Annotated in this window: 26 protein-coding genes; 13 read left to right on the forward strand and 13 right to left on the reverse strand. The window is 38.4% G+C overall.

Going from position 1 to position 23,142, the window contains the following annotated elements:
- Nucleotides 1-81: 81 nt before the first annotated feature.
- Nucleotides 82-1,782: a metallophosphoesterase family protein gene (locus ACFVSW_RS07825; protein WP_387314305.1), complete on the reverse strand. Its 1,701-nt coding sequence runs from the start codon at nucleotides 1,780-1,782 to the stop codon at nucleotides 82-84.
- A gap of 403 nt (nucleotides 1,783-2,185) precedes the next feature.
- Here ACFVSW_RS07825 and ACFVSW_RS07830 point away from each other — a divergent pair, with 403 nt between their 5' ends.
- On the forward strand, nucleotides 2,186-3,334 hold the full coding sequence (locus tag ACFVSW_RS07830; RefSeq protein ID WP_387314307.1) for an acyl-CoA dehydrogenase family protein: 1,149 nt from the start codon (nucleotides 2,186-2,188) through the stop codon (nucleotides 3,332-3,334).
- An 88-nt stretch (nucleotides 3,335-3,422) separates the two neighbouring features.
- On the opposite strand, the gene ACFVSW_RS07835 is transcribed toward ACFVSW_RS07830, so the two are convergent.
- From ACFVSW_RS07835 to ACFVSW_RS07845, 3 genes are read right to left on the reverse strand one after another with little or no spacing between them, the layout of a single operon-like run.
- On the reverse strand, nucleotides 3,423-4,166 hold the full coding sequence (locus ACFVSW_RS07835; protein WP_387314310.1) for an amino acid ABC transporter ATP-binding protein: 744 nt from the start codon (nucleotides 4,164-4,166) through the stop codon (nucleotides 3,423-3,425).
- A gap of 13 nt (nucleotides 4,167-4,179) precedes the next feature.
- Nucleotides 4,180-4,845: an amino acid ABC transporter permease gene (locus tag ACFVSW_RS07840; RefSeq protein ID WP_387314313.1), complete on the reverse strand. Its 666-nt coding sequence runs from the start codon at nucleotides 4,843-4,845 to the stop codon at nucleotides 4,180-4,182.
- Nucleotides 4,846-4,880: 35 nt separating this feature from the next.
- Nucleotides 4,881-5,660, reverse strand: coding sequence for a transporter substrate-binding domain-containing protein (locus tag ACFVSW_RS07845; RefSeq protein ID WP_387314316.1), 780 nt, complete (start codon nucleotides 5,658-5,660; stop codon nucleotides 4,881-4,883).
- Nucleotides 5,661-6,161: 501 nt separating this feature from the next.
- On the opposite strand from ACFVSW_RS07845, the gene ACFVSW_RS07850 reads away from it, so the two are divergent.
- Complete coding sequence (locus ACFVSW_RS07850) at nucleotides 6,162-6,629, forward strand: cupin domain-containing protein (protein WP_387314319.1); 468 nt, start codon at nucleotides 6,162-6,164, stop codon at nucleotides 6,627-6,629.
- A 97-nt stretch (nucleotides 6,630-6,726) separates the two neighbouring features.
- On the opposite strand, the gene ACFVSW_RS07855 is transcribed toward ACFVSW_RS07850, so the two are convergent.
- From ACFVSW_RS07855 to ACFVSW_RS07880, 6 genes are all read right to left on the reverse strand, one after another.
- On the reverse strand, nucleotides 6,727-7,482 hold the full coding sequence (locus ACFVSW_RS07855) for a class I SAM-dependent methyltransferase (protein WP_387314322.1): 756 nt from the start codon (nucleotides 7,480-7,482) through the stop codon (nucleotides 6,727-6,729).
- A gap of 150 nt (nucleotides 7,483-7,632) precedes the next feature.
- A complete protein-coding gene (locus ACFVSW_RS07860) occupies nucleotides 7,633-8,742 on the reverse strand; it encodes an FtsZ/tubulin family protein (RefSeq protein WP_387314325.1) in 1,110 nt (369 codons plus the stop codon).
- 207 nt (nucleotides 8,743-8,949) lie between these two features.
- A complete protein-coding gene (locus tag ACFVSW_RS07865; RefSeq protein ID WP_387314328.1) occupies nucleotides 8,950-9,918 on the reverse strand; it encodes an NAD(P)-dependent alcohol dehydrogenase in 969 nt (322 codons plus the stop codon).
- 349 nt (nucleotides 9,919-10,267) lie between these two features.
- On the reverse strand, nucleotides 10,268-10,639 hold the full coding sequence (locus tag ACFVSW_RS07870) for an MmcQ/YjbR family DNA-binding protein (RefSeq protein WP_387314331.1): 372 nt from the start codon (nucleotides 10,637-10,639) through the stop codon (nucleotides 10,268-10,270).
- A gap of 24 nt (nucleotides 10,640-10,663) precedes the next feature.
- Nucleotides 10,664-11,059, reverse strand: a complete 396-nt coding sequence (locus ACFVSW_RS07875; protein ID WP_387314334.1) for a VOC family protein — start codon at nucleotides 11,057-11,059, stop codon at nucleotides 10,664-10,666.
- A 542-nt stretch (nucleotides 11,060-11,601) separates the two neighbouring features.
- Nucleotides 11,602-12,435 carry an NAD(P)-dependent oxidoreductase gene (locus ACFVSW_RS07880; RefSeq protein ID WP_387314337.1) on the reverse strand — a complete coding sequence of 278 codons (834 nt, stop codon included), beginning with the start codon at nucleotides 12,433-12,435 and terminating at the stop codon, nucleotides 11,602-11,604.
- A gap of 131 nt (nucleotides 12,436-12,566) precedes the next feature.
- Here ACFVSW_RS07880 and ACFVSW_RS07885 point away from each other — a divergent pair, with 131 nt between their 5' ends.
- The 11 genes from ACFVSW_RS07885 (at nucleotide 12,567) to ACFVSW_RS07935 (ending at nucleotide 21,972) form a co-directional block, all read left to right on the forward strand.
- Entirely contained in the window at nucleotides 12,567-13,457 is an 891-nt protein-coding gene (locus ACFVSW_RS07885; RefSeq protein WP_387314339.1) for a LysR family transcriptional regulator, read from the forward strand.
- Nucleotides 13,458-13,560: 103 nt separating this feature from the next.
- A complete protein-coding gene (locus ACFVSW_RS07890) occupies nucleotides 13,561-13,983 on the forward strand; it encodes a carboxymuconolactone decarboxylase family protein (protein WP_387314340.1) in 423 nt (140 codons plus the stop codon).
- 386 nt (nucleotides 13,984-14,369) lie between these two features.
- Entirely contained in the window at nucleotides 14,370-14,696 is a 327-nt protein-coding gene (locus ACFVSW_RS07895) for a PadR family transcriptional regulator (protein WP_387314342.1), read from the forward strand.
- A 25-nt stretch (nucleotides 14,697-14,721) separates the two neighbouring features.
- Nucleotides 14,722-15,480, forward strand: a complete 759-nt coding sequence (locus ACFVSW_RS07900; RefSeq protein ID WP_387314344.1) for an HAAS domain-containing protein — start codon at nucleotides 14,722-14,724, stop codon at nucleotides 15,478-15,480.
- A 174-nt stretch (nucleotides 15,481-15,654) separates the two neighbouring features.
- Entirely contained in the window at nucleotides 15,655-15,990 is a 336-nt protein-coding gene (locus ACFVSW_RS07905; protein ID WP_387314345.1) for a L,D-transpeptidase, read from the forward strand.
- A 716-nt stretch (nucleotides 15,991-16,706) separates the two neighbouring features.
- Nucleotides 16,707-17,537 carry a DegV family protein gene (locus ACFVSW_RS07910; protein ID WP_387314347.1) on the forward strand — a complete coding sequence of 277 codons (831 nt, stop codon included), beginning with the start codon at nucleotides 16,707-16,709 and terminating at the stop codon, nucleotides 17,535-17,537.
- 234 nt (nucleotides 17,538-17,771) lie between these two features.
- Nucleotides 17,772-19,001 carry a threonine synthase gene (locus ACFVSW_RS07915; protein WP_387314350.1) on the forward strand — a complete coding sequence of 410 codons (1,230 nt, stop codon included), beginning with the start codon at nucleotides 17,772-17,774 and terminating at the stop codon, nucleotides 18,999-19,001.
- A 12-nt stretch (nucleotides 19,002-19,013) separates the two neighbouring features.
- Entirely contained in the window at nucleotides 19,014-19,679 is a 666-nt protein-coding gene (locus ACFVSW_RS07920; RefSeq protein ID WP_387314641.1) for an amino acid ABC transporter permease, read from the forward strand.
- On the forward strand, nucleotides 19,660-20,337 hold the full coding sequence (locus tag ACFVSW_RS07925) for an amino acid ABC transporter permease (protein WP_387314352.1): 678 nt from the start codon (nucleotides 19,660-19,662) through the stop codon (nucleotides 20,335-20,337). Before ACFVSW_RS07920 ends, ACFVSW_RS07925 begins: the two co-directional genes overlap by 20 nt.
- Before the next feature lie 12 nt (nucleotides 20,338-20,349).
- A complete protein-coding gene (locus ACFVSW_RS07930; protein WP_387314354.1) occupies nucleotides 20,350-21,087 on the forward strand; it encodes an amino acid ABC transporter ATP-binding protein in 738 nt (245 codons plus the stop codon).
- A 12-nt stretch (nucleotides 21,088-21,099) separates the two neighbouring features.
- Nucleotides 21,100-21,972, forward strand: a complete 873-nt coding sequence (locus ACFVSW_RS07935; RefSeq protein ID WP_387314357.1) for a cysteine ABC transporter substrate-binding protein — start codon at nucleotides 21,100-21,102, stop codon at nucleotides 21,970-21,972.
- A 57-nt stretch (nucleotides 21,973-22,029) separates the two neighbouring features.
- Here ACFVSW_RS07935 and mnhG read toward each other — a convergent pair whose 3' ends face one another.
- The 3 genes from mnhG to ACFVSW_RS07950 are packed head-to-tail and all read right to left on the reverse strand — an operon-like array spanning nucleotide 22,030 to nucleotide 23,130.
- Nucleotides 22,030-22,392, reverse strand: coding sequence for a monovalent cation/H(+) antiporter subunit G (mnhG, locus tag ACFVSW_RS07940; protein ID WP_387314359.1), 363 nt, complete (start codon nucleotides 22,390-22,392; stop codon nucleotides 22,030-22,032).
- The gene (locus tag ACFVSW_RS07945; RefSeq protein ID WP_387314361.1) at nucleotides 22,370-22,654 is read right to left on the reverse strand and encodes a Na(+)/H(+) antiporter subunit F1; all 285 of its coding nucleotides are present in this window, start codon (nucleotides 22,652-22,654) and stop codon (nucleotides 22,370-22,372) included. The genes mnhG and ACFVSW_RS07945 overlap by 23 nt, the downstream gene beginning before the upstream one ends.
- Nucleotides 22,654-23,130 carry a Na+/H+ antiporter subunit E gene (locus ACFVSW_RS07950; protein ID WP_024028406.1) on the reverse strand — a complete coding sequence of 159 codons (477 nt, stop codon included), beginning with the start codon at nucleotides 23,128-23,130 and terminating at the stop codon, nucleotides 22,654-22,656. Before ACFVSW_RS07950 ends, ACFVSW_RS07945 begins: the two co-directional genes overlap by 1 nt.
- Nucleotides 23,131-23,142 lie beyond the last annotated feature (12 nt).

Genomic DNA, 23,142 nt, shown 5'->3' on the forward strand with positions numbered 1-23,142 from the left:
CTTGCGGTGTGAAAGTTTATCCCTTCTTATTAGCCGATAAAAGCCCATCTCTAAGGATGGACTTTTTCGTGTTTATTTCGGTTATATTTTGCTCTCCACGGTAAATGTCGTTTCCGCGACAGCATCATAGCCGCTGCCATAGAAATATACGAGTTTATACGTTCCGCCTTCTTTGTATCGTGCAGGATAAGAATTATTTTTTGGATCATACGTGACTTTGAATGTACCATCAGTCACTTTTGTGTACATCCACCAAATCGAGGCTACACTTCCTGGCTTTTCACTCACTTCATAGAGACCAACCCAGTCCCCATTTGGAACTCTAACATGTTCGACAAATACATCTACTTTATCATCAGTTCCAGTTAATATATGTTTCGAAAGCGTTATTGCTGGGCCTTGTGATGTTTTGCCAAGCACTTTCAGTGAGTTGTGACTTTCATTTGCAAAGGCATCGAGAGCAAATACTTCAATTTCATAAAGAGTATTCGATTTTAAACCATTAATCGTTAGTGTTAATGGGTTAGGGATAGGATCCTTATAAAACTCAGAAAAGGCGAGAAATTCCTTCTCAACTTCTCCTGTTTCCACGTTCTTAGCCTTTAGCTTATAATCATGGACAAGCAAATTATCCTTTGCCTGGGTAAGCATGATCGCGAGACCTGCAGCTGCCGTTTTGTCATGAGCGATGGAAATCATCGCATCAGCTGTAAAGTAAGGGGCTTTTTTATCGCGATCGTCCGTGTATTTAAATTTATTTTGCTTAGCAGGGAAGCTGATTTCAAACGGCTCCCCCGTCCAATCATTGTTATGAATATCGCGGCGCTTAATCAATACCTTGTTATGGTGTACCTCGACAATCAGCGCCTGATTCAAGATATCTGCTCCCTCCGGTACTTCCCCCTGAATCCTTCCCGTTTCCAGCCATAAATAAGCACCCGTTGAGGTTCCAATCGAGGTGAAATCCTTTTGATGGATGATTCTTGGATCATCTAACGGATAATGGGTATGACCGGAAAAAGAAATGACCTGTGGATAGGGTTTCAAAGTATCATAGAACAGATCTCTATTTTTTTTAAAGCCCCATTCACTTCCATAAATTGTTCCTTTGATAGGCTGATGATGGAAAACAAAAATAGGTTTATGCGAGTCTTCAGCTGCCGCCTCTCTGAGATGTTCGGCCAGCCAGCCAATTTGCCGCTCTGAAAACGTTCCCTCTGTTACTCCATCCTCCGTCCCAAGGATAATAAAATGATAGCCTTTAATCACTTTATGGTAGTAGATCGATTCCATCCCCGATTTCTCGAGGAATAGGTTTTGAGCATTGGCAACCGATAAGCCATTCCAGTAATCATGATTCCCGATGGCAAACATCGAAACAGCTTGTGTTTGTTTTTTAGAATTATAGACATTGAAAAATTTATCATACTCTACCGTATAGCCGTTATCCGTTAAATCGCCGACTACGACAAAAGCATCTTGTTTGGGAGCAGCCAGATTTAATTGCTCTAATGTCGTGACAAACTTGTCCAACGTTTGATTGTCGCTTGACTTAATATGTACATCACTAATAACCGGAAAAACTAAATCCGGGTTGTTTCCATTGGAATTCAACACCGACGAACTGGATATGGCACTGACAGGCAAACCCGTTAATGAGTTTACTAGTGTTGCGCCCACAGCAGCGCCGACAACCATCGTTGTCTTTTGCAAAAAAGCGCGGCGATTCATTTCCTTAGGATGGTTCGGTGTTACTTCTTCGCCAATAATTTTATCTTTCATTATTCTTGCTCCTTTCTATTCTATGCTGAAAGATATCAAGTTCCTTCAGCAGGGTTAACTAATAGAGCTTCAATGATGAATTTAATTTCATTTTTCGAACATTTCCATTATAAAACAATTCATATTTTGAATCTATTAAATTATTTCTCTTTTATTAATACGATACATATGATTCATTGAGGTATTGTTAAGCTCGGGTAGTAATTATGTAAAAATTTCAGCGACTATATGAATCTTCGTGATAGAATCATTAATACTACATTTATGAGTAGTCGGAATTTTTATAAAATTTTTTAATTTCTTGACAGTTTGATTGCGCTTCGTTATTATTTCTTCCTATAAAACATATCGGGATTATAAAATAACACTGATGATAAACTAACAGGTAACAAGGAGGGAAATCGTGCTTAATTTATTCGTCAAAACAGAAATTCAACAGACATGGTTACAAAAATTGCATCAGAAAGAAGCTATTTTTAAAAGTAAATCGGCAGAAATTGATGAATTGGCATCTTTTCCAAAAGAAAATATTCAGGATTTAGTGGAGATGGGCTATACAAGTATTACCCTTCCAGCTGCTTTCGGCGGAGACGATTTAAAAGTCTATGATATGGTCCTCCTTCAAGAAACACTAGCAAGCTTCGATGGAGCTACCGCTCTTTCGATTGGCTGGAATCTTGGGGTCGTCGGGGAGATTTTTGAAAGAAAACTTTGGGAACCTGAGAAATTGAATTTATTTGCAAAAGAAGTTCTTAATGGGGCACTAGTAAACCGCTCCGTAAGTGAAGCGCAAACAGGCAGTCCAACTAGAGGCGGACGTCCTGGGACAACAGCTGTCAAGAAGGATGGAGCATGGGTGATAACAGGACGGAAAACTTTTACGACCATGTCGCCGGTCTTAACATATTTTCTAACCTCAGCTTGGATTGAAGAAAAGCAAAAGGTAGGCTTCTTTCTCCTGCATAAGGATTTAGAAGGACTAACGATTGATGAGACCTGGGATGTTATTTCCATGCGGGGTACAGGAAGCCATGATCTTGTCCTGCAAAATGTCACGGTTGATGATACACAGCTTGTTGAGCTTCCGGAACTGCCGCGCGGTGGCAAACTAAATGGCTGGATCCTTCACATTCCTGCTTGTTATCTAGGTATTGCCCAAGCGGCACGCGATTACGCTGTCCATTTTGCCAATCACCATGCACCAAATAGTCTAAATGGACCAATTAGCCAATTACCAAATGTCCAACAACTGTTAGGGGAAATTGATCTAGAGTTAATTAGAGCGAGACATCTTATCTATAGCGTTGCAACGGCTTATGATGACGAAGCGCGCCGAGAATACCTTGAAAATGAGCTGGGGGTTGTCAAGCATACGGTTACAAATTCGGCGATAACAATAGTTGATAAAGCGATGAGGATTGTCGGGGCAAAAAGTCTTCAACGCACAAATCCCCTGCAGCGGTACTACCGCGATGTAAGGGCAGGGCTGCACAATCCGCCAATGGATGATATGACGATAAAAAAATTAGCATTGTCTGCAATTAAACAATAAAGCGGAAAAATAAAGGGATCAGATCGCCAGCACTATAATCCTTTAGTGCGCCGGGGGTCTGATCCCTTTAAATTTAGATGAAGCGTTTCTATTTAAGCATAGTCGCTTTAAGGAATTCTATTGTACGTTCTTCCTTCGGATGATCAAAGAATTCTGATGGTCTATCTTTTTCAACTATTTTGCCATCATCCATGTAAACAATCCAATCGGCAACCTCACGGGCGAAGCCCATTTCATGGGTCACAACCACCATAGTCATTCCTTCATCAGCAAGCTCCTTCATGGTCGCTAACACCTCTCCTACTAGCTCAGGATCAAGGGCTGATGTCGGCTCATCAAAAAGCAGAATATCCGGCTTCATAGCAAGTGATCTTGCAATCGCAACACGCTGTTTTTGCCCACCGGACAATTTGCTCGGATAAACATCCGCCTTATCCTCGAGGCCCACCTTTCGAAGAAGCTCCATAGCTTCTTCAGTCGCCTGAGTCTTAGAAAGTTTCTTAACTACGGTCGGTGCTTCAATGATATTTTCAAGAACTGTTTTATGTGGAAAGAGGTTGAAATGTTGAAAGACCATCCCAACCGTTTGACGGACATCGTTAAGGTTATGGGTATTTGGTGATACCTTTTCCCCGCGGATAAAAATCCCTCCATTGTCCTTTTTCTCCAGAAAGTTAAGACATCTTAGTAATGTACTCTTACCAGAACCCGAGGCACCGACAAGGCAAACAACCTCACTTTCGTAGACAGACATATCAATATCCTTTAACACATGCAATTTCCCAAAAGATTTATTTAAGTTTTCTGTTCGAATCATTTCTCGTGCACTCACTATCTTAATCCTCCTATCGATCACTGACTGCTAATTTCTTTTCAAACATGCTCACTGCCATCGTTAACAATGCAACTAACACAAGATAATAAATGGCAACAATTAGCAAGTAGGTCATTTCATCAAAATTATTGGATCCTAGCGTCGTCGAAACATTAAACAATTCATTCATAGAAATAAAGGCTGCAAGCGATGAATCTTTTAGACCAATAATAAATTGGTTGCCAAGGGGAGGCAGTGCCCTCCTGAAGGCCTGCGGTAGAATAATGCGACGTATCGTAACACCTCTAGTCATTCCAAGGGAACGGCCCGCTTCCATTTGCCCTTTATCAACCGACTGAATTGTTCCGCGGAAGATTTCTGCAATATAGGCACCGTTATGAAATGCAAGCGCAAGAGCAGCTGCCCAAAAATCGGGAATAAGAAATATGCCGCTGAAGCCAAAATACAGAATGAAAATCTGGACAATAAGCGGCGTTCCACGCACAAAGAATACATAAGCATTTGAAACATATTCAAGTATTTTAATCCTCGAAATTTTTAACAGTGCAAAGAACAATCCAAATATAATTCCAATCAAAATAGAAACTAAAGTAAGCTTTAAGGTTAAAAACATTGCATCAATGAAAAGTCCCTTACTGCTGTTCAATATATGAAAAAAATGTGAAAAACTTGGCAAACTCACGACTTCCTTTCTGTCTGGTTATCAATCTATTATTCTGGTTTTTTCGTTATATCCTCATCGAAATACTTATTGCTGATTCGGGCTAGTGTGCCATTGTCACGAAGCTTTTGAAGTGCATCATTTATTCGCTTAAGGAGCTCGGGATTGTCCTTTGGAACAACAATCGCCTGCTCGCTTCGCTCAATTAGCTGCTCCCCTTTAATTTCATAACCTTCCATCTTTGCACTTTTCCCAGTTACAAAATCGGTAATAACAGCATCATGCCGCCCAATGCTAAGCGCCTTTAACGCCGTAATATCACTATCGTACATTTTAAGATTGCTCGTATATTTTTTGGCAGCCTCTGCATAGGTGGACCCTTTCGCTACGGCCACTTCTTTCCCTTTTAAGTCTTCTACTGTTTTAATTTTGCTGTCAGGCCTTGTAAAGATTTGTGGTCCTGAGTAGTAGTACGGAGTGGAAAAGGCAACTTGTTTGGCACGAGCGGGGTTGATGGTGAGGCTGGCAACGGCTGCATCTGCTCTGCCTGTTTTGATACCCTCTATGAGCCCTTTGAATTTCATTCTCTTCTGGATTGGTTCAAGCCCCAGTTCCTTTCCGACAGCGTTCCCTACCTCGATATCGAAACCTGTCATCGATAGGTCATCATTCAGATAGCTAAAGGGTTTAAATTCACCAGAAGCTGCAAAAGTAAATTTTTCCTTGTCTATCAGCTTGGTTCCATCTGAAAGCTGGTCTTTTTGGGCACAGGCAGTCAGCATACTAATCATAAACAAGCTAAATAGCAAACATATGTATGGTCTTCTCATGCTTGATTTTTTCTCCTCTCTTTTTTATGCGATACTGTTATTTACCCATAACTTATGAGTTTTAATCACATGGGGGAAAAAGCCGTAAAACCCAGTATTGTAATGGTTCCTTTTGAAGCTAGGCATTCTCGATGTCGAATTTATCTATTCTTATATAATGAAAAAAAGCCCTCTTAGGGCTCGTTAATGAATGAAGAGTTGCAGGTGATCTGTAAGTCTTCTATTTTCATATAAATTCAAAACCATCTTAAAATGAAAAATGTGCCGTCTTGTCATTGATGCACTTCAAAGTGATAGAAAAAAAAGACCATAAGAAGAGTACCGGGTTCATGAAAAATCATTGGATATTTATGTTAATAAAAGATTATGAAATGATGTACTTAAAGTAAAGGTCAGGTTCGTTCAAGAACAGCTTTGTCCTTTTAAAAGTACAAGAAGAATAATAGTGTATACGTCAGCATATTATTATTCCAAGGTTTAATTGCGGAGGAGGTCGAAATTTTGGAGACACCATTTTTTCGTCGAGCATCTGAGGACAACACAATTTTGTTTTTAGGAAACAAAGCTACCGTCTTAGTTAGCGGAGATGATACAAAAGGCAAGTATGCGACAATTTTAACTGAGGAAAGAAAAGGGTTTGAACCACCACCACACACTCATACGAGAGAAGATGAAACTATTTATGTACTTGAAGGTCAAATAACTTACTACGTAGATGATACTGTTATTCACGCTGCTCCAGGAACGTATGTATATGCTCCTAAAGGGATTAAGCATACCTTTAAAGTTAACACGGAAACAGCAAAAGTATTACTAACTGTTTATCCCGCTGGATTTGAGCAGTTTATTAACGAACTTAGTGAGCCTGTCCCAGAACAATTACCTCCTGCTCCAGATGGTCCACCTAGCCCTGAAGCAATTCAAACCTTGACCACGATTGCTGCGAAATATGGGATAGAAATGAAGTAAAGATTGTTGTAGCGTACAAATGGTTTCAATGGAAATAAAAAGCCTTGTATAGAGGTTACTCCCATTCAAATGAAATGGGAGTTTTTATATAAATGCTTTATACCTCTCCCAAATAACTGCGAATGACATTGGGAATGATAATTTTTCCGTTATTGCTGTATTTTTTAAATAAATCGGTAAAGGCAGAAACAAAGGGCTCATACTCCTTGTCGGTCTTTTTCGGAGCATAAGAAGCAGATAAGTACCTACCCAAAAACCCTGCAAAGTCAAATTCCAAATCATTGCGAAAACGGCGAAAGTCATATTTTCCATCTTTATAAAACTGTTTAAATACGTCTTCGGTTTCCTCTATTCCGCCACTAAAACCTTTAAAATTAGGGCAATATCTTTGACATATCTCCGCACTTTCTTTGTTTAAAACACTTGATCCATCCCGACTATTCCATACGAGGGCAACTTTCGCATTTGGCTTTAATATCCGTTGACATTCCTGTTTAAACTTTTCTTTATCGAACCAGTGAAATGCCTGTGCTGCGGTTACTAAATCAACACTTTGATCATCTAAAGTGGTGTGTTCTGCAGCCGCGTTCACCGAAATAAAACGGCCATTCTGTTTCAACGCAAGTTCTGCTTTCCTTCTCATATCATCATTGGGTTCCACCCCGAAGACAGTTAAGCCGCTTTCAAGTAATTGCCCACTTAATATCCCAGTACCTGATCCGATATCTGCCACGACATTTCCTTCATTTAAGCTAGTTGCGGTAAGTAAATATTCGATATATTCATGTGTATAGCCAGGACGATGCTTTGCATACACCTCTGCCTTATCCGTAAATTTTTCCGTCGATTTCATACAATCACCCTTTCTCTACTATTATACAGAAGGAAAATTTTAACTTTCACTTATAACTATATTATCAGATAATTTTAATATATAAAACAAAGGGCCCGACCCCCGGCACGGAAACGCTTTAGTCTGCCGGGGGTCTGACCCTAAAAATATTTACTTCTGATACTTCGATAACTTCGATGAAATACTTCCTGTCTTTCTTTCCTGCGGTCTAGCCTTCAGGTTGGAAGCCCAAGATATTCGCGACTCATATTTCTGAGTATATTCTTTATTAACTAAGTTCTGTAACCGGTCCTTGTTCTTTTCGAGCGATTCTTCAATTGCCAGCATTCGCCGTGCTGGAAACGGGAGCCCCGCTAAGATTGTCGTTATCGTAGGATCAGCTTCAGAGATATAGGTTCCTTCGAACAATTCCAGCGGTTCTCCCACCCTTTCAAAAACCGCAGGGACATTAATGAGTTTAGCCATTTTCTCTGACCCTTCATAGATTAAACCTGCGCGAATGACACCTGTTGATTCCACCGGACAAAAGATTGAGTTCGCCCAAGATTGTTGTATTTTACTAGCAACGTCTGACGTCGTCTTGGCATCTGTTAATGTTGCTGATGAGATAATCGTTACTCCTCTTGTACAGAGGATATTCATCAGGTCTGTTTCATCGAAGTTTCCATAAACAGAACTCTTTTTCGTTACTTGGAGCACATTATTAATTGCTTCCATAACTTGATGATTAGTAGAAAGGTAGATTTGATGTTTACTGGATTGCGGGTTCAACTTTCGCATCTGATCATTGTCGACTAGGAACACTGATGAGAGCGAGTCTATTTTGGAAAGCTCCTCGATGCACTCGGCAGCATTGATTCGGTTACCTGCTAACACGTTACGGTCAGGCACAATTGCAATCGCACCAATGTTGACTCCAGGGAGTTGGTCTAAAAACAGGTCAATTAATAACGGACTCATACCTGATCCGGTGCCTCCGTCGGTAGAAAAAGCCACTAGCAAAAGCTTTATATTCTTAAAGGAACGATGAACAAAGTCAATGATCTCGCGATAATTTTCATTAACCGCCCTTAATCCAATTGATCGATCCTGCCCGGCACCATTATACCCTGGAACAAAATATTTCTTTTCTACCTTCGTGTTCACTAAGCCATCGCGCTGATTCGTGTTGATAAGCGCTGTTTGAAAACCCATAGTTGATGCTATCTCAGCAATATTCCCGCCTGCCTGGCCTACGCCTAAAATCCCAATAGATTTCATCAGATCGCCTCCTTCTCTTTCTAAAATAATACTCATGATTTATAAAATTAGACTTTTTCATTTATAAATGCATGAAATTAGTTAGAGGGGACAGGCTCCTTGTCCCAATCACCGGCCGAGAAATGGGGCGATTTACATAAGTAATACATTTCGATTCAATGTTAGTTTTACAAAGGGATTTAGAGTTTTGCTTTATTTTGTCACCCTTCACATGGTGATGACAACTTTTCCTTGTGCGTGCCCTGCTTCAAAATACTTGAAAGCTTCGGGAACCTCACTCAACTTATAACGTCTATCAATAACAGGTTTTACTTTGCCAGCTTCAAGGAGTTCTTTCACATATAACAGATCTTTTTGGTTTGCTCTTTGTAAAAGGCTGCCCATTTTCTTTCTTCCGGTCATTGAAATCCAAGGTCCAAGGGTCATAGTTTGGAATAATTGAGCGCCAGAACCCCCGACGTGAACAAAAACCCCATTGGGACTTAATGCACCCTTATAGGCTGAAATCGGGTGAGATCCATTTGCACCTAGAATCAGGTCATAACGCTGCGTTTTTTTAGTAAAATCCTCTTTTGTATAATCAATGGCATGGTCAGCACCAATCGATCGCACAATTTCTAAATTTCTCGTGCTGCACACACCTGTTACCTCTGCCCCGAATGATTTGGCAATTTGTACCGCGAAAGTCCCCACACCTCCAGAAGCACCATTTATCAAAACCTTTTGCCCCGACTGAATCTTGCCTTTATCCCGTAGACCCTGCAGCGCTGTTACTGACGCCATCGGTACCGCTGCAGCTTCCTCAAATGACATATTGGCTGGTTTAAGTGCTAATGCATTTTCGGGAACAGCTACATATTCGGCAAACCCTCCCCAACCAGACCTGGATAGGTCTCCGAACACCTCATCGTCTGGTCGGAACTGTTTAACGTTTTTGCCAACCGCCTCAACCCTGCCTGCTATGTCCCCACCTGGTATGGAGTATTTTGGTTTTAGAAGCCCAAACGCAAAGCGGGCTACGAACGGTTTCCCTCGCAAAAGAACCAAATTACCGAAATTTACCGATGCTGCGTGAACTTTTACCAGTACTTGATTGTCCTCAGGAATAGGTTTTTCGACCTCATTTAATTCAAGAACATCAGGTGAACCATATTTGTTAGAAACTATAGCTTTCAAAACTCCCCCTCCTCATTTCATTCGGTTTGTCCAATTTACCCTCCAACAATTAAAAATTAGTACTAAAAACCTATGAAAGAGTCCCTATTCAAAAAGATATTCATGTAAAAAATATTTTTGCACTAATAAGTCATAAAACCTTCCAATATTATTTGTGACAAATTTCTCTTAATGAGGCTTTTAAAAAAAGGGAAAATAAATAAAGAAAAACCGCGCCTGTCTTTTGGACAATGCAACGGTTTCCGTTTTTCTTAATGTAAGGTCATGGTTTAAGGGGTGACAGATCTGCTGCCTCGATGATTCAATTGCTTTTTAATACAATTTTAGCGACCATTTCAACATGTTTTCTTCACTTTTTATGCAGCTCATTCCATTGCTTAACCATACGCTTCGGTGCCGCACGTAAATAGGCTTCTTGAATTAAATCGGTCAATTCATCCCAGTCTTCCGCATGCGGATTTTGAATCGATACCCAGCCGTGCTGTCCTATGTAAGGAGTTTTGAAGAAATACTCCTTCTGCAGCAGCAATTCTTGTGTTTCCCGATCTGACTTGAACGATAAGCTGAATCCTTTGTCGCTTTCACCTGAAATCACGAATGATTTTCCATTGATTTTAAAAGTATTGTGACCGAAACCATCGATATGTTCAACAGCTTCGGGCATTGCCAGACAGATATTGCGTAAGTTTTCAAGCATGCCTTCCGTTTCTTGTAATTTCATGTTTTTAAGCACCTATCATAGAGTCTATTTTGCATTCACATCGGGTTGGTGAATTCCGAATATATTGCCTTCGGTATCGATATAATACCCTTGCCACGCCATTCCAGGTAAAGCATATTTGGACATTGCGACCTTGCCGCCATTCTCAATGATTTTTGCTTCCGTTAAATCGTAATCTTCCACTCCCATTGTACAAGCAAATCCATTTAAAGCTTGGTTCGGTTCCGGCGGAGCACTTTGCCGCTGCATCAAAGCACCATTGATTCCAAGTTCATTTTCATCTCCAGTCACTGCTCCAAAGTAAGGCATTCCTGCATACTCGCTCCAATCTTGAAATGACCATCCAAATACCTCTCCATAAAACTTCTTGGCCCGTTCCATGTCACTCACATGAATTTCGAAATGAACTAATCTTCCCATAATTACCTCCTATTTTTTCAAAAAATAACTACTTCCTTAAATCATTATTAACCTCTATACATAATTAAAGTACTTAATTCGACTAATAAAATAAAATTCCTCCCTCAAATATTTCGAAATACAGAATTACTCTATTTGTTTATTCATTTTCTCCAGACATATCGTGACCCTTTGCATCAAAAGCTGTTACTTTTATTGGCAAGTTTACTTTAGTTTTATGGAAAGTAACATACCAAAACCACAAGTTATCACGAATGAAAAATCTGTTTGGTTGTATATCATCTTCACTATTTATGATGATGGTCTTTACCTCGTAAGGGGTTTTACGCTGCTTTCTGATTAGTAGTAGAATCGAGAGAAATATGAGCATGAAAGATGTTTTGACTACAGCAATGAACTTGGCTCCAGATCACTAGATCATGAAAAATTAAATAAGGGGTAGGATTTCCCCTACCCCCTCAATCAATACGAACTTTCACTATCCTGCCCCTATAGTTTAAAGTTCTTCACAATCTCTTCTGTAGCTGAACCTTCTAGTGGGTTTAGGCTTCTGGTTTCTCTTTTCCCATTGAGTCAAATAATTGTGTGGATGATAAGGCATTGAATGGTAAAGTTACATTGTGTTTAAGCCCTTCGTTGTAAGTCGCTTTTAAGTCTTTAAGTAAAACAGCCAAGGCGGTGTCTGCTGTCCATTCAGAGACATCGCTCCAATTTCTAACTACCCAGCTATCACCTGTACTTACCTTTAATAAGTTTAATAACTCTTCTTCAGGTAAGTTATAGTGTTTTCCTAATTTAAGTCCTTCAGCTAGAGCATTCATGTTAATACCTAGAATCATATTATTAACTAATTTTGCTACTTGGCTGTTGCCTGGTTCGCCACCATAGTAGAATGTATTGGATCCAATCGCATCAAAGTAGGCCATAAAAGATTTCACGATGTCTTCTGAACCTGATGTCATAATCGATAATGTTCCAGCTTGAGCACCTGAGGCACCACCGCTTACCGCAGCGCTAATTAATCTTAAATCACTTTCTTCTTCAACTTTTTTGCCTAATTCATTCATTGCATCAGGGTCAAGTGTACTCATAACAATAATTGTTTTATTTTTAGGTTGTGCAGATAATAAACCGCCCTCACCAAAAATAACTTCAATATTTTGGGCATAGTCCCGAACCATTGAGATAATCGCTTCGTCAGCTTGTTCCGCCACTTCTTTTAAGGTCTCTACCATTGTTATTCCTGCAGCTTCTGCCTTCTCATAAACACCTTTAAAGGCATCATAACCGATTACCTCAAAACCAGCTTTCTTTAAATTAACTGCCATAGGGAAGCCCATCGTTCCTAATCCTATAAATCCAATTTTTTTACTCATGATCTTACTCCTATAATTTAAATTTAATTCACATATTGTTCACATTTAGTATACATCGCATACTTATATGAGTAAAATGAATAATAGGAATAAAACATATGTATATTTTTCATAGATTGGAGATTGCATTTATGGACATACGTCACCTCACTTACTTTATAGAAGTAGCCAAATACAAAAGTTTTACCAAGGCTTCCCAATCCCTCCACTTGTCACAGTCTACTCTAAGTAAAGTAGTCAAAAGTTTGGAAGAAGAATTAAATGTAGAACTGATTGACCGGTCCACAAAGAACATTGAATTAACGGAAGCAGGCGAAATCGTTTTAGCAGAAGGGGAAATGATAATAGAATCGATAAATGATTTATCTGACCACCTATATGATTTAATGAACTTAAAAAAAGGAAAAATAAAAATCGGCATACCGCCAATCATTGGCTTTTTATTTTTCCCAAAAATCATTAAAGGATTCAATACTCTTTATCCAGATATCAAAATAAAACTGTTTGAATATGGAACAATTAGGGTTGAACAAGAAGTCAGAGATGGGCTATTAGATCTTGGCGTGGTTATTCTACCGGTGAATGAAGAAGAGTTTGATGTTGTTCCCTTTGTTAATGAAGAACTGATGCTCTTCGTCCATGCTTCCCACCCATTAGCGCAGAGAGAACAAGTTGAAATGAAAGAATTGCGAAATGAAACCTTCATTCTATTTAAGAAAGGCTTTGCTCTACATGATCTAATTATTCAAGAGTGTCTACAAGCAGGGTTTAGCCCTGAAATTGCTTACGAAAGCTTTGAGTGGGATTTTATGACTGGAATGATCGGTGAAAACTTAGGGATTTCTATTTTTCCAAAACCTATTGAAAAAAAAGTCAATCAAGATTTAATCAAGACGATTCCTATCGTCAATCCAACTCTCCCTTGGAAATTAGGATTTATTTCGAAAAAAAAGAAATACGCTTCACCTGCAGTCCGTGAATTTATCCAGTATATTTCAGCTGAATTACCCCCTGAATCATGAAATTAAGGAATACATGATATGCATTATATATATTTTACGAATAGTTGAAACTGCATTATAGTTATTTCTGTCAACTACAAATGACATTTTAGGGGGAAATAACATGGAAAAAACGCGTTACCAAAAAGGTGTAGATATTATAAATGAGATTACTGTAACAGATAACAAGGAAATTGGAACACACATGGATATTGTAGCCGCATTTAAAGACATTGCACCTGATTTAGAGAGCTTTATTGTTGAATTTGCTTTTGGAGATATTTATTCACGAGAGGGCTTAACTAAACATCAACAAACGATGGCCACAATCGCTTCTCTTGTCACTCTAGGTACGGAGCCGCAATTAGAATTGCATATCAACGTAGGAATTACAATTGGATTAACACCAAAAGAAATTGTTGGAACGATCGTGCACTTGATTCCTTATACAGGCTTCCCTAAGGTCTTGAATGCTCTAAAGATAGTAAAAAGAGTTTTTGCTCAAAGAAATGTAAAAATTGACGATTTAGCAATGCAATCAAATTAATAAAACCGCTAACATGCCTTAAACGACTACCTGCTAAAGTAGGTGGATTGGGACATAAAATGTCGGCGACTAAAGTCATCTTAAAGCTCTCAAGTTTAACCCAAAATAAATTTTTCGACATATTCAGTCTTCAATCCTGAATATGTCGTTTTTTTATTCATTGACTTGATTAGCTATATCTACATAGTTGGATTCAGCTAAATTCGCTTGAAGTTCGGCTTCGGAAAGAAAGTTTTGAATGAGTGTAAAAATCGTGCCATGCTTGTTCAAGCGAGATCCTAACGACCTAGTTATTTTTTCAATCTATATCTTGCATTACAAGATACCGAATGATATGATGCTTTTAGTACCTTGCAATGCAAGAGTAATAAAGAGGTGATCACTGTTTGTCTACTACACAAATGTTAAAGGGTATTATTGATGGATGCCTATTAGCCATCATCCATGAGAAAGAAGTTTATGGCTATGAACTTGCGGAAAAACTTGAGCAATATGGCTTTGATTCCTTTAGTGAAGGGACGATTTATCCCCTTCTGATGCGGATGCAAAAGGAGGAGTTGGTTTCGTCTACCTTAAAAAAATCCACAGCAGGTCCAAAGCGGAAGTATTATACACTCACACAAAAAGGCGAGGAAGAATTGCAGCAATTTATTGCCAGATGGGAGAAGCTTCAAAGTAACGTAAACCATTGTTTACGAAAGCAACGAACATAATTCATATGAAGGGGATGGAATGAGAATGAAGCAAGGTTTATCTAAAAAAAGCCAAACATTTTTGGAAAACTTACGCCTATATCTATTTTCTAATGGTAAAGATGAAAAGGAAATACATACAATTGTTGAAGAATTAGAAGACCATTTAATGGAGGCTGAAGCGAGAGGAAAAACAGTCGATCATATTGTCGGTGAATCACCAAAACAATATATGATGCAGTTATCAAATGAAATGACTACAGACACAAAAACTTGGGTTAAATATATCATCATGATCCTATTTGGAGCTCTCTCCTATTCCATTTTAACGAATGCTGTTAAAGGGCAGCTATCCTACTCCCTGCTTGAAATTCTTGGTTCAATTATGATTAGCTTGATTTTTATCATTGCAATAAGAAGTCTTTTTAAATATGTTGCTGCAAATAGCTTATCAAAAAAGAAAGAATTTGCGCTTTTTTATGTGGTTGGGCTTTTACCGATAGCGTTATTTGTCGGATTATTTTATATCAATCGTCTAATTGAAACGCCAATATTCCATTTTGGCAGTATTGGAATCCTCTTAGCTGTGGTATTGACACTTGGCTTTTTAATTGGCATGTCTCTATGGACAAAGATATGGGTGATGCTGTTTATTTTGGCTTTACTCGTATTCCCAGATTTTCTTTTCCGTTACATCGATGTTGGTCCAGAAACACAATTAATCCTATCCACGATTATCACATTTGGCGGCATTGCCCTCTATTTATATGTCAATCACAAAATGAGCAAGCAGCAAACTAACTAAAAGCGGCAGCTTTGATTTCATACAACTAAATAACCTTAACTGTTATGAAAGATAATTAAAGGCTTGAGTGAAAAACTTTTTTCATTCAGCCTTTTTACTCCCTTATTCATACCTCTGTATCACAAATACCTACTTTATTTCATACACTATTCAAAAAAATGGGAGTTGTTTTTCATGGCAAAATGGATTAACGTATCGACGTCGAAGCATCAATTAAAACTGTTTGATGGAAATACGCTTTTAAAAACTTATCCTATTGCAGTTGGAAAAATATTGACCCCCTCACCTTCTGGGACTTACACGATCATCAATAAACAGCCTCATCCAGGCGGTCCTTTTGGAGTGCTATGGATGGGCTTGTCTAAACCGCATTACGGAATCCACGGAACCAATAACCCAGCGTCCATCGGTAAGAATGTCTCACATGGATGTATTAGAATGCTTAACCATGATGTTCTAGATTTATCATCTAGAGTTTCAATTGGCACCTCTGTTGTTATTCATAAATGAGTCTGTAAATCCCGCTCGCTTTATTACATAGTTGGCTCAAAGGACGACGTAAATGGATTCTACTTCGACTTTTTGACATATTTTCAGCGAAAAGACCTACGTAGACCTCTTCAGAGTGCCCGTGAAGCGAAAAAAACTCATGGTTCGGGCACTCTGAAAGGTTCACAGTGCCCATGGAAGCAAAAAAACTCATGGTACGGGCACTCTAAAAGGTTCACAGTGCCCATGGAAGCAAAAAAACTCATGGTACGGGCACTCTGAAAGGTTCACAGTGCCCATGGAAGCAAAAAAACTCATGGTACGGACACTCTGAAAGGTTCACAGTACCCACGGAAGTGAAAAAACGCATGGTTCGGGCACTCTGAGGGAATCGCTGAGCCCGAACAAGCGTAAAAAATCGCCCCCACGGAAACCCAAATTAGAGTAATTCAAAAGATTCTTTTACGACGGATTTGGCGGAAAATACGAAGTAACGTCAGAGCATCCATTCAATGATGACCTTCCTCAATGAATCCAATTAAAAATACCTACTTTTATGTCACCTTTGTTTACCCATATACCCACAGAATTACTATATAACTATGATTAAATCAATCTCACTGACAATTAAAAGAAGAAAGACCCAAAGACCTCAACTTAGTGGTCTTTTATGCGATGAAAATCCAGAAATGTTATACTTAATAATACTGTTATAAAAACAAGAGGTGGAAATGGCAATGATAAAGATCATTACAGACAGTTCGGCTGATCTGCCTAAGGAATTAATAGAGCAATATGATATCACGTTGGTCCCCTTGACAGTTACGATTGGGGAACACGATTATTTAGAAAAAGTCGATCTTACACCAAAAGAATTTTTTACAAAGATGTTTTCTTCAGATGTCCTCCCGAAGACATCCCAGCCCTCCCCTGCCTCATTTGCAGACGCGTTTACCAAATATGATGATTCAGACACTGATATTCTTTGCCTTACCATCTCCTCAGGGCTTAGTGGCACCTATCAATCAGCATGTATTGGAAAAGAATTATCCAATTCAAAGGTTACAGTATTTGATACTTTAGCAGGCTCATTAGGGCATGGTCTCCAGATTATCCGTGCGGCTGAACTTGCTGGTCAGGGACATACAATTGATGAAATCGTCGAAGAATTAATCGCTTATCGGGATAACATGAATATCCTTGTCCTTTTAGACACGTTAGAAAATATCGTAAAAGGCGGACGATTAAGTAAATTTCAAGGGTCACTTGCCAAAATTCTCAATATCAAGGTGATTTTAGAAAGAGTCTCCGGAGGCAAAGTAGAAATTCTTGAGAAAATACGAGGGAAAAAGAAGTTCCATAAGAGAGTTCTAGAAATCATTCAGGAAAGAGGAACTGATTTCTCTAACCTAACATTTGGAATCACACACACAGGAAATGTAGAAGATGCAGAGGCCATCAAACAAGAACTTATCGAGCGATTTCACCCAAAGGAAGTCATTATTAGTTATATGGGCGCTACAATGGGAACGTATGCCGGTAAAGATGGAATGATTATTTCTTTCTGATTTAATTGCCTGCCCCGAAGTTTATGTTGTAATCAAATGTTTGAATAAAACGATAGCTAAGAATGCTATTGATAAAATGAGAATCTAAAAACATAGTTGACAGCTAGGAAAAGTATGATTTATGATTAACATATAATAAAACAATGCTGATTGGAAAACCGAAGGCACTCATGACTCGTAAAATACTTACGGGCATAGTGCTCTTCGGTTTTTTTCATTAGGAGGATTAATTAGATGGCTTTTAGTTACGTCTCACATTTAGAATGTCCAAAATGCAATAAACAGTATCCTGAGAATGAAATTCAACAGCTTTGCATATGCGGTTCACCACTTTTAGTAGGTTATGACTTAGCAGCAGTAAAAGCTGAAATTTTAAAACATCAAATTGAAAATCGTCCAAATAGTTTATGGAGATACCATGAATTACTACCAGTGAAAGATGAAAAGGACATTGTAACACTTGGAGAAGGTATGACACCGCTTGAAAAGTTCAGAAGATTGGGAAGTGTATACAATTTAAAAAATCTTTACATTAAAGATGAAGGTATTATTCCTACCGGATCATTTAAAACGCGTGGGGCAAGCGTAGGGATTTCAAAAGCAAAAGAATTAGGTGTTAAGCAGCTGGCCATGCCGACAAACGGAAATGCAGGAGCAGCTTGGTCCCTTTATTCAGCAAAGGCAGGCATAGTAGCAACGATTGTCATGCCACTTGATGCGCCACTTATTACACGAAAAGAAGTTTATATTTCTGGCGGGGATTTATATTTAGTAAATGGCTTAATTAGTGATGCGGGAAAAATCGTTGGGCAGCTTGTTAAAGAAAAAGGTGTATATGATGCCTCCACATTAAAAGAACCTTATCGTATTGAGGGAAAGAAAACGATGGGCTATGAAATTGTTGAGCAATTCGGATGGGAAGTGCCAGAAGTTATTTTATATCCGACAGGTGGCGGCGTTGGCATAATAGGCATTTATAAAGCGCTTCTTGAGCTTCAAGAATTAGGCTGGATTGAACAAGGGAAACTTCCTCGTTTAGTCGCAGTTCAAGCAGAAGGCTGCGCACCGATTGTTGAAGCTTGGAAAAAAGGAGAAAAGGAATCTGCTTTCTTTGAAAACTCTGAAACTATTGCATTTGGTATAAATGTTCCAAAAGCTCTTGGCGACTTCTTAGTATTAGAGAGCTTATATGCAACAAAGGGTTGTGCTATAGCAATCTCTGAAGAGCAGCTACTTGAAGCACAACAGCAAGTTGCAAAACTGGAAGGAAACTTCATTTGCCCAGAAGGAGCAGCTACAATTGCAGCAGCACGAATTTTACGTGAGCAAGGCTGGATTTCAGAGGATGAACGTGTTGTATGTTTAAACACAGGTGCTGGCATTAAATATCCAGAAACAGTTGAAGTAACAGGCGTTCGAACGTTACAACCGAACGAATCCATACCTATCATTTCAAGAAGGTAGTTGATGAACAACATGAATTTCGATTGGAGTTATATTATCGAATCATTACCTTTTTATAAAAAGGCGTTGTGGCTAACAGTAAAATTAGGAGTAATTGGAATATTATTATCAATTATTGTCGGCATTATTTGTAGTGTCCTTCAATTTTATAAGGTAAAAATATTATCACAAATCATACAAGTATATTTGGAGCTCGCTAGGAACACCCCACTACTTATTCAACTATTTTTCCTTTACTATGGGTTGCCAAAAATGGGCATTACGCTAAGTGGAGAGCTTTGTGCCATCATTGGCCTTACCTTTTTAGGCGGTAGTTATATGGCTGAAGCATTCAGAGGTGGGATTGAAGCAGTTGCAAAATCGCAGATTGAATCAGGAAAAGCAGTTGGGTTAGGTAATTTGCAGCTTATGCGCTATGTTATTTTGCCACAAGCTTTTTCATACAGCGTACCAGCTTTTGGTGCGAACTGCATTTTCTTACTTAAAGAAACATCGATTTTCAGTGGAATTGCTATTTTAGAGTTAACAACAACAACAAAAAATTTAATGGGCATTTACTACAAAACGAATGAAGCGCTATTTATGTTAGTTATAGGGTACTTAATTATTTTATTGCCACTATCACTATTCTTAACGTGGCTTGAAAGGAGAGTACGCCATGCTGAATTCGGGCATTAATGTTTTATTTGAAGGAATTAACTTACAACGTTTACTATTGGGACTAGTTGTGACTTTTCGAGTTGCTGCGATTTCAATCATCATTTCTTGTATCGCTGGAACAATCATCGGTATTATTCGAACGTCTCAAAATAAACTGATTCAACTCATCTTCCGAATTTATTTAGAGCTTTTCCGCGTTATTCCGATTTTAGTTTGGTTATTTGTCCTGTATTACATCATACCAACTAACTTTGAAATTAATCTCGAAGCCGATATGGTTGCTCTAATCGTATTTAGTTTATGGGGAACTGCTGAAATGAGTGATATTGTACGTGGATCGCTAATTTCTCTTCCAAAACATCAACGAGAGTCCAGTAAAGCGTTAGGTTTGACGGTTATACAAATGTATCAATATGTATTAGTACCACAAGCCATTAAACGTTCCCTTCCAGGGACCATCAATTTAGTAACACGGATGATTAAAACAACATCGCTCCTTGCAATGATTGGAGTTATTGAAGTTATTAAGGTTGGACAACAAATAATTGAGGTAAGCAGTAAGGAAAGTCCAAGTGCAGCATTTTGGGTATATGGATTTATTTTTTTCCTCTACTTTGCCATTTGTTTTCCACTATCACGAATTTCAAAAAGGCTGGAACGTAAATGGGCTGTGTAAGGAGTTGAACTAATGAGTACACCATTTCTCCAAATTAAAGAGCTAAAAAAAACTTTTGGCGAAAAAATCATTCTAAACGGTATCAATTTAAATGTAGATAAAGGGAAGGTTATCGCTATTTTAGGACCTTCTGGCTGTGGGAAAAGTACATTTCTTCGTTGTTTAAATGGCTTGGAGGACATTCAAGGAGGAGACATTGTACTCGAAGGACAAAGCTTAACCGATAAAAATACGGTATGGCGTAAAGTTCGACAACGAGTTGGTATGGTGTTCCAAAGCTATGATTTATTTCCGAACTTAACAGTCATGGAAAATATATTGCTTTCCCCGCTTAAAGTACAAAAACGCGATCGAGAAGAAGCAACTAAACAAGCAAATGAACTTTTACAACGCGTTGGCTTGCTTGATCGTGCAAATGATTATCCAAGACAGCTTTCAGGTGGTCAAAAGCAACGTATTGCCATTGTAAGAGCACTTTGTACAAACCCGGAAATTATGTTATTTGACGAGGTAACCGCTTCTCTCGATCCAGAAATGGTTCGTGAGGTTTTAGATGTTATCGTACAACTGGCAGAGCAAGGGATGACAATGTTAATCGTTACTCACGAAATGAATTTTGCAAAGCTCGTAGCTGACGAAATTATATTTATGGATAACGGAAATATTCACGAAAAGTCGAGTGCTGAACAGTTTTTTGCTTCGCCCCAAACAGAACGGGCCCGACAATTTTTAAATATTATCCAATTTTAGGAGGAATTTTTGATGAAAAAACGGTTTATAGCATTTTTATTAACAGCCTTAACACTATTAGTATTAGCTGCTTGCGGTAATAGTGAAAGTGCTGGCAGCGACAATCCAACTGATTCAAGTGGTAAGCAAACATCATCGATAGATGCCATTAAAAAACGTGGTGTTGTTCGTGTAGCTGTATTCAGTGACAAACCACCATTTGGGTATGTGGATAAAAACGGTAAAAACCAAGGATATGATATTTTACTAGCTAAACGGATTGCAAAAGATTTATTAGGTGATGAATCAAAAGTTGAATACGTGTTAACAGAAGCACAAGCTCGTGTTGACTTATTAAAATCAGATAAAGTCGATTTCGTATTAGCAAACTTTACAGTAACAAAAGAACGTAAAGAACAAGTAGACTTTGCTAATCCATACATGAAAGTAGCAATTGGTCTAGTATCTCCTGACGATGCATTAGTGACAAACATTGATGCTTTAAAAGGTAAAAAAGTAATTGTAACAAAGGGGACAACTGCTGAATCGTATTTAATGAAAAATTATCCAGATATCGAGTTAGTGAAATATGACCAAAATACAGAAGCATTTGCAGCACTAAAAGATGGGCGTGGTGGTGCTTTAGCACAAGATAACGCTTTATTATTCGGGTGGGCCAATGAAAACAAAGGCTACAAAGTAGGCATTACTTCTGTTGGTGAGCTTGATTACATCGCACCAGCAGTAAAAAAAGGGAATACAGAGCTTTTAGAATGGTTAAACAAAGAACTTGAAACTTTAGGCAGTGAAGAATTCTTCCATAAAGCTTATGATGAAACATTAAAACCTGCATTTGGTGATAATATCAAAGCAGACGATGTAGTTGTGGAAGGCAAAGTAGAATAAGGCAAAAAATAACCTATGAAACTTTTCATAGGTTATTTTTTGGGAATACAATTTTCTCTATTTATCGCTTCCATTATTCCTAATAGCTTCCTGCAAATCATCCTGTACACTTACCTTTGCGAGAGGGACATTTGAGCGATAGGCTGCTCGGACAATGACATGTGCGGCCACAGGTGCAGTGAGAAATACAAAGAATATCCCCAAAAATAATCGAATACTAAAAAAACCATCTAACGCGAAAAAAAGAAAGGTTCCTACAAGCGTAAACAGAACGCCTATCGTTGACCCTTTTGAAAGTGCATGAGAACGGGTATAAATATCAGGGAGACGAATTAATCCAACTGCGCTTAAAAAGCTAAAGATTGTTCCAATCAGTATAAACAAAACAGCAACGTATTCACTCTGAATTATTACGCTCAATGACCACACCTCTTTCAATATATCGCGCAAAGGCAATTGTTCCAATAAAGGAAAGGATTCCAATTAATAAAATGACTTCAAAAAAACTAGTACTTCTTAAAAAAACAGAAAAAATTGCAACACCCGAAATTAAATTAATCCCTAAGGCATCCAGCGCTTGAATTCTATCTGGAGCAGTTGGCCCCTTTACTAAACGATAGATGGAAGCAAAAATAGCAAAACTAAGAAAAATTAATGAACAAATTAAAATTTCCTGTATCATCAGCGAGTCACCTTCTTAATAGCTTTTTCAAACTTAGCCTTTGATTGGAGTACTGCATTACTGGATTCAGGGATATCCAACGCATGTATATAAAACTTCTTGCTGTTTGAAGATACTTCTACTACTACAGATCCAGGGGTTAAGGTTAGCAGTAATGCGAGTAATGTAACCTCCATATCTCCTTCTAACTCAGTTTCCAAAGTGAAAATCCCTGGAGTAATATTAATTTTTGGACGAATAATCTGACGAATCACTAATATGCTTGATGTAAACAATTCATAAATAAACACGAAAAAAAGTTGAACGATAGCAAGTAATGTGACCAAATAGAATTGAGTAGGGAGATATCTACGCAATATATAAAGCACCAATAAACCAAATAGATAACCACTAAAGAATGTTAATACACTCCAATCATCCTGAAGAAACATCCAGATTACACCAATTAATAAATTCACTAATACTTGCATGGGCATTGGTACCACCCC

It is taken from the genome of Neobacillus sp. NPDC058068 (assembly GCF_042885335.1).
Lineage (GTDB): Bacteria > Bacillota > Bacilli > Bacillales > Cytobacillaceae > Neobacillus.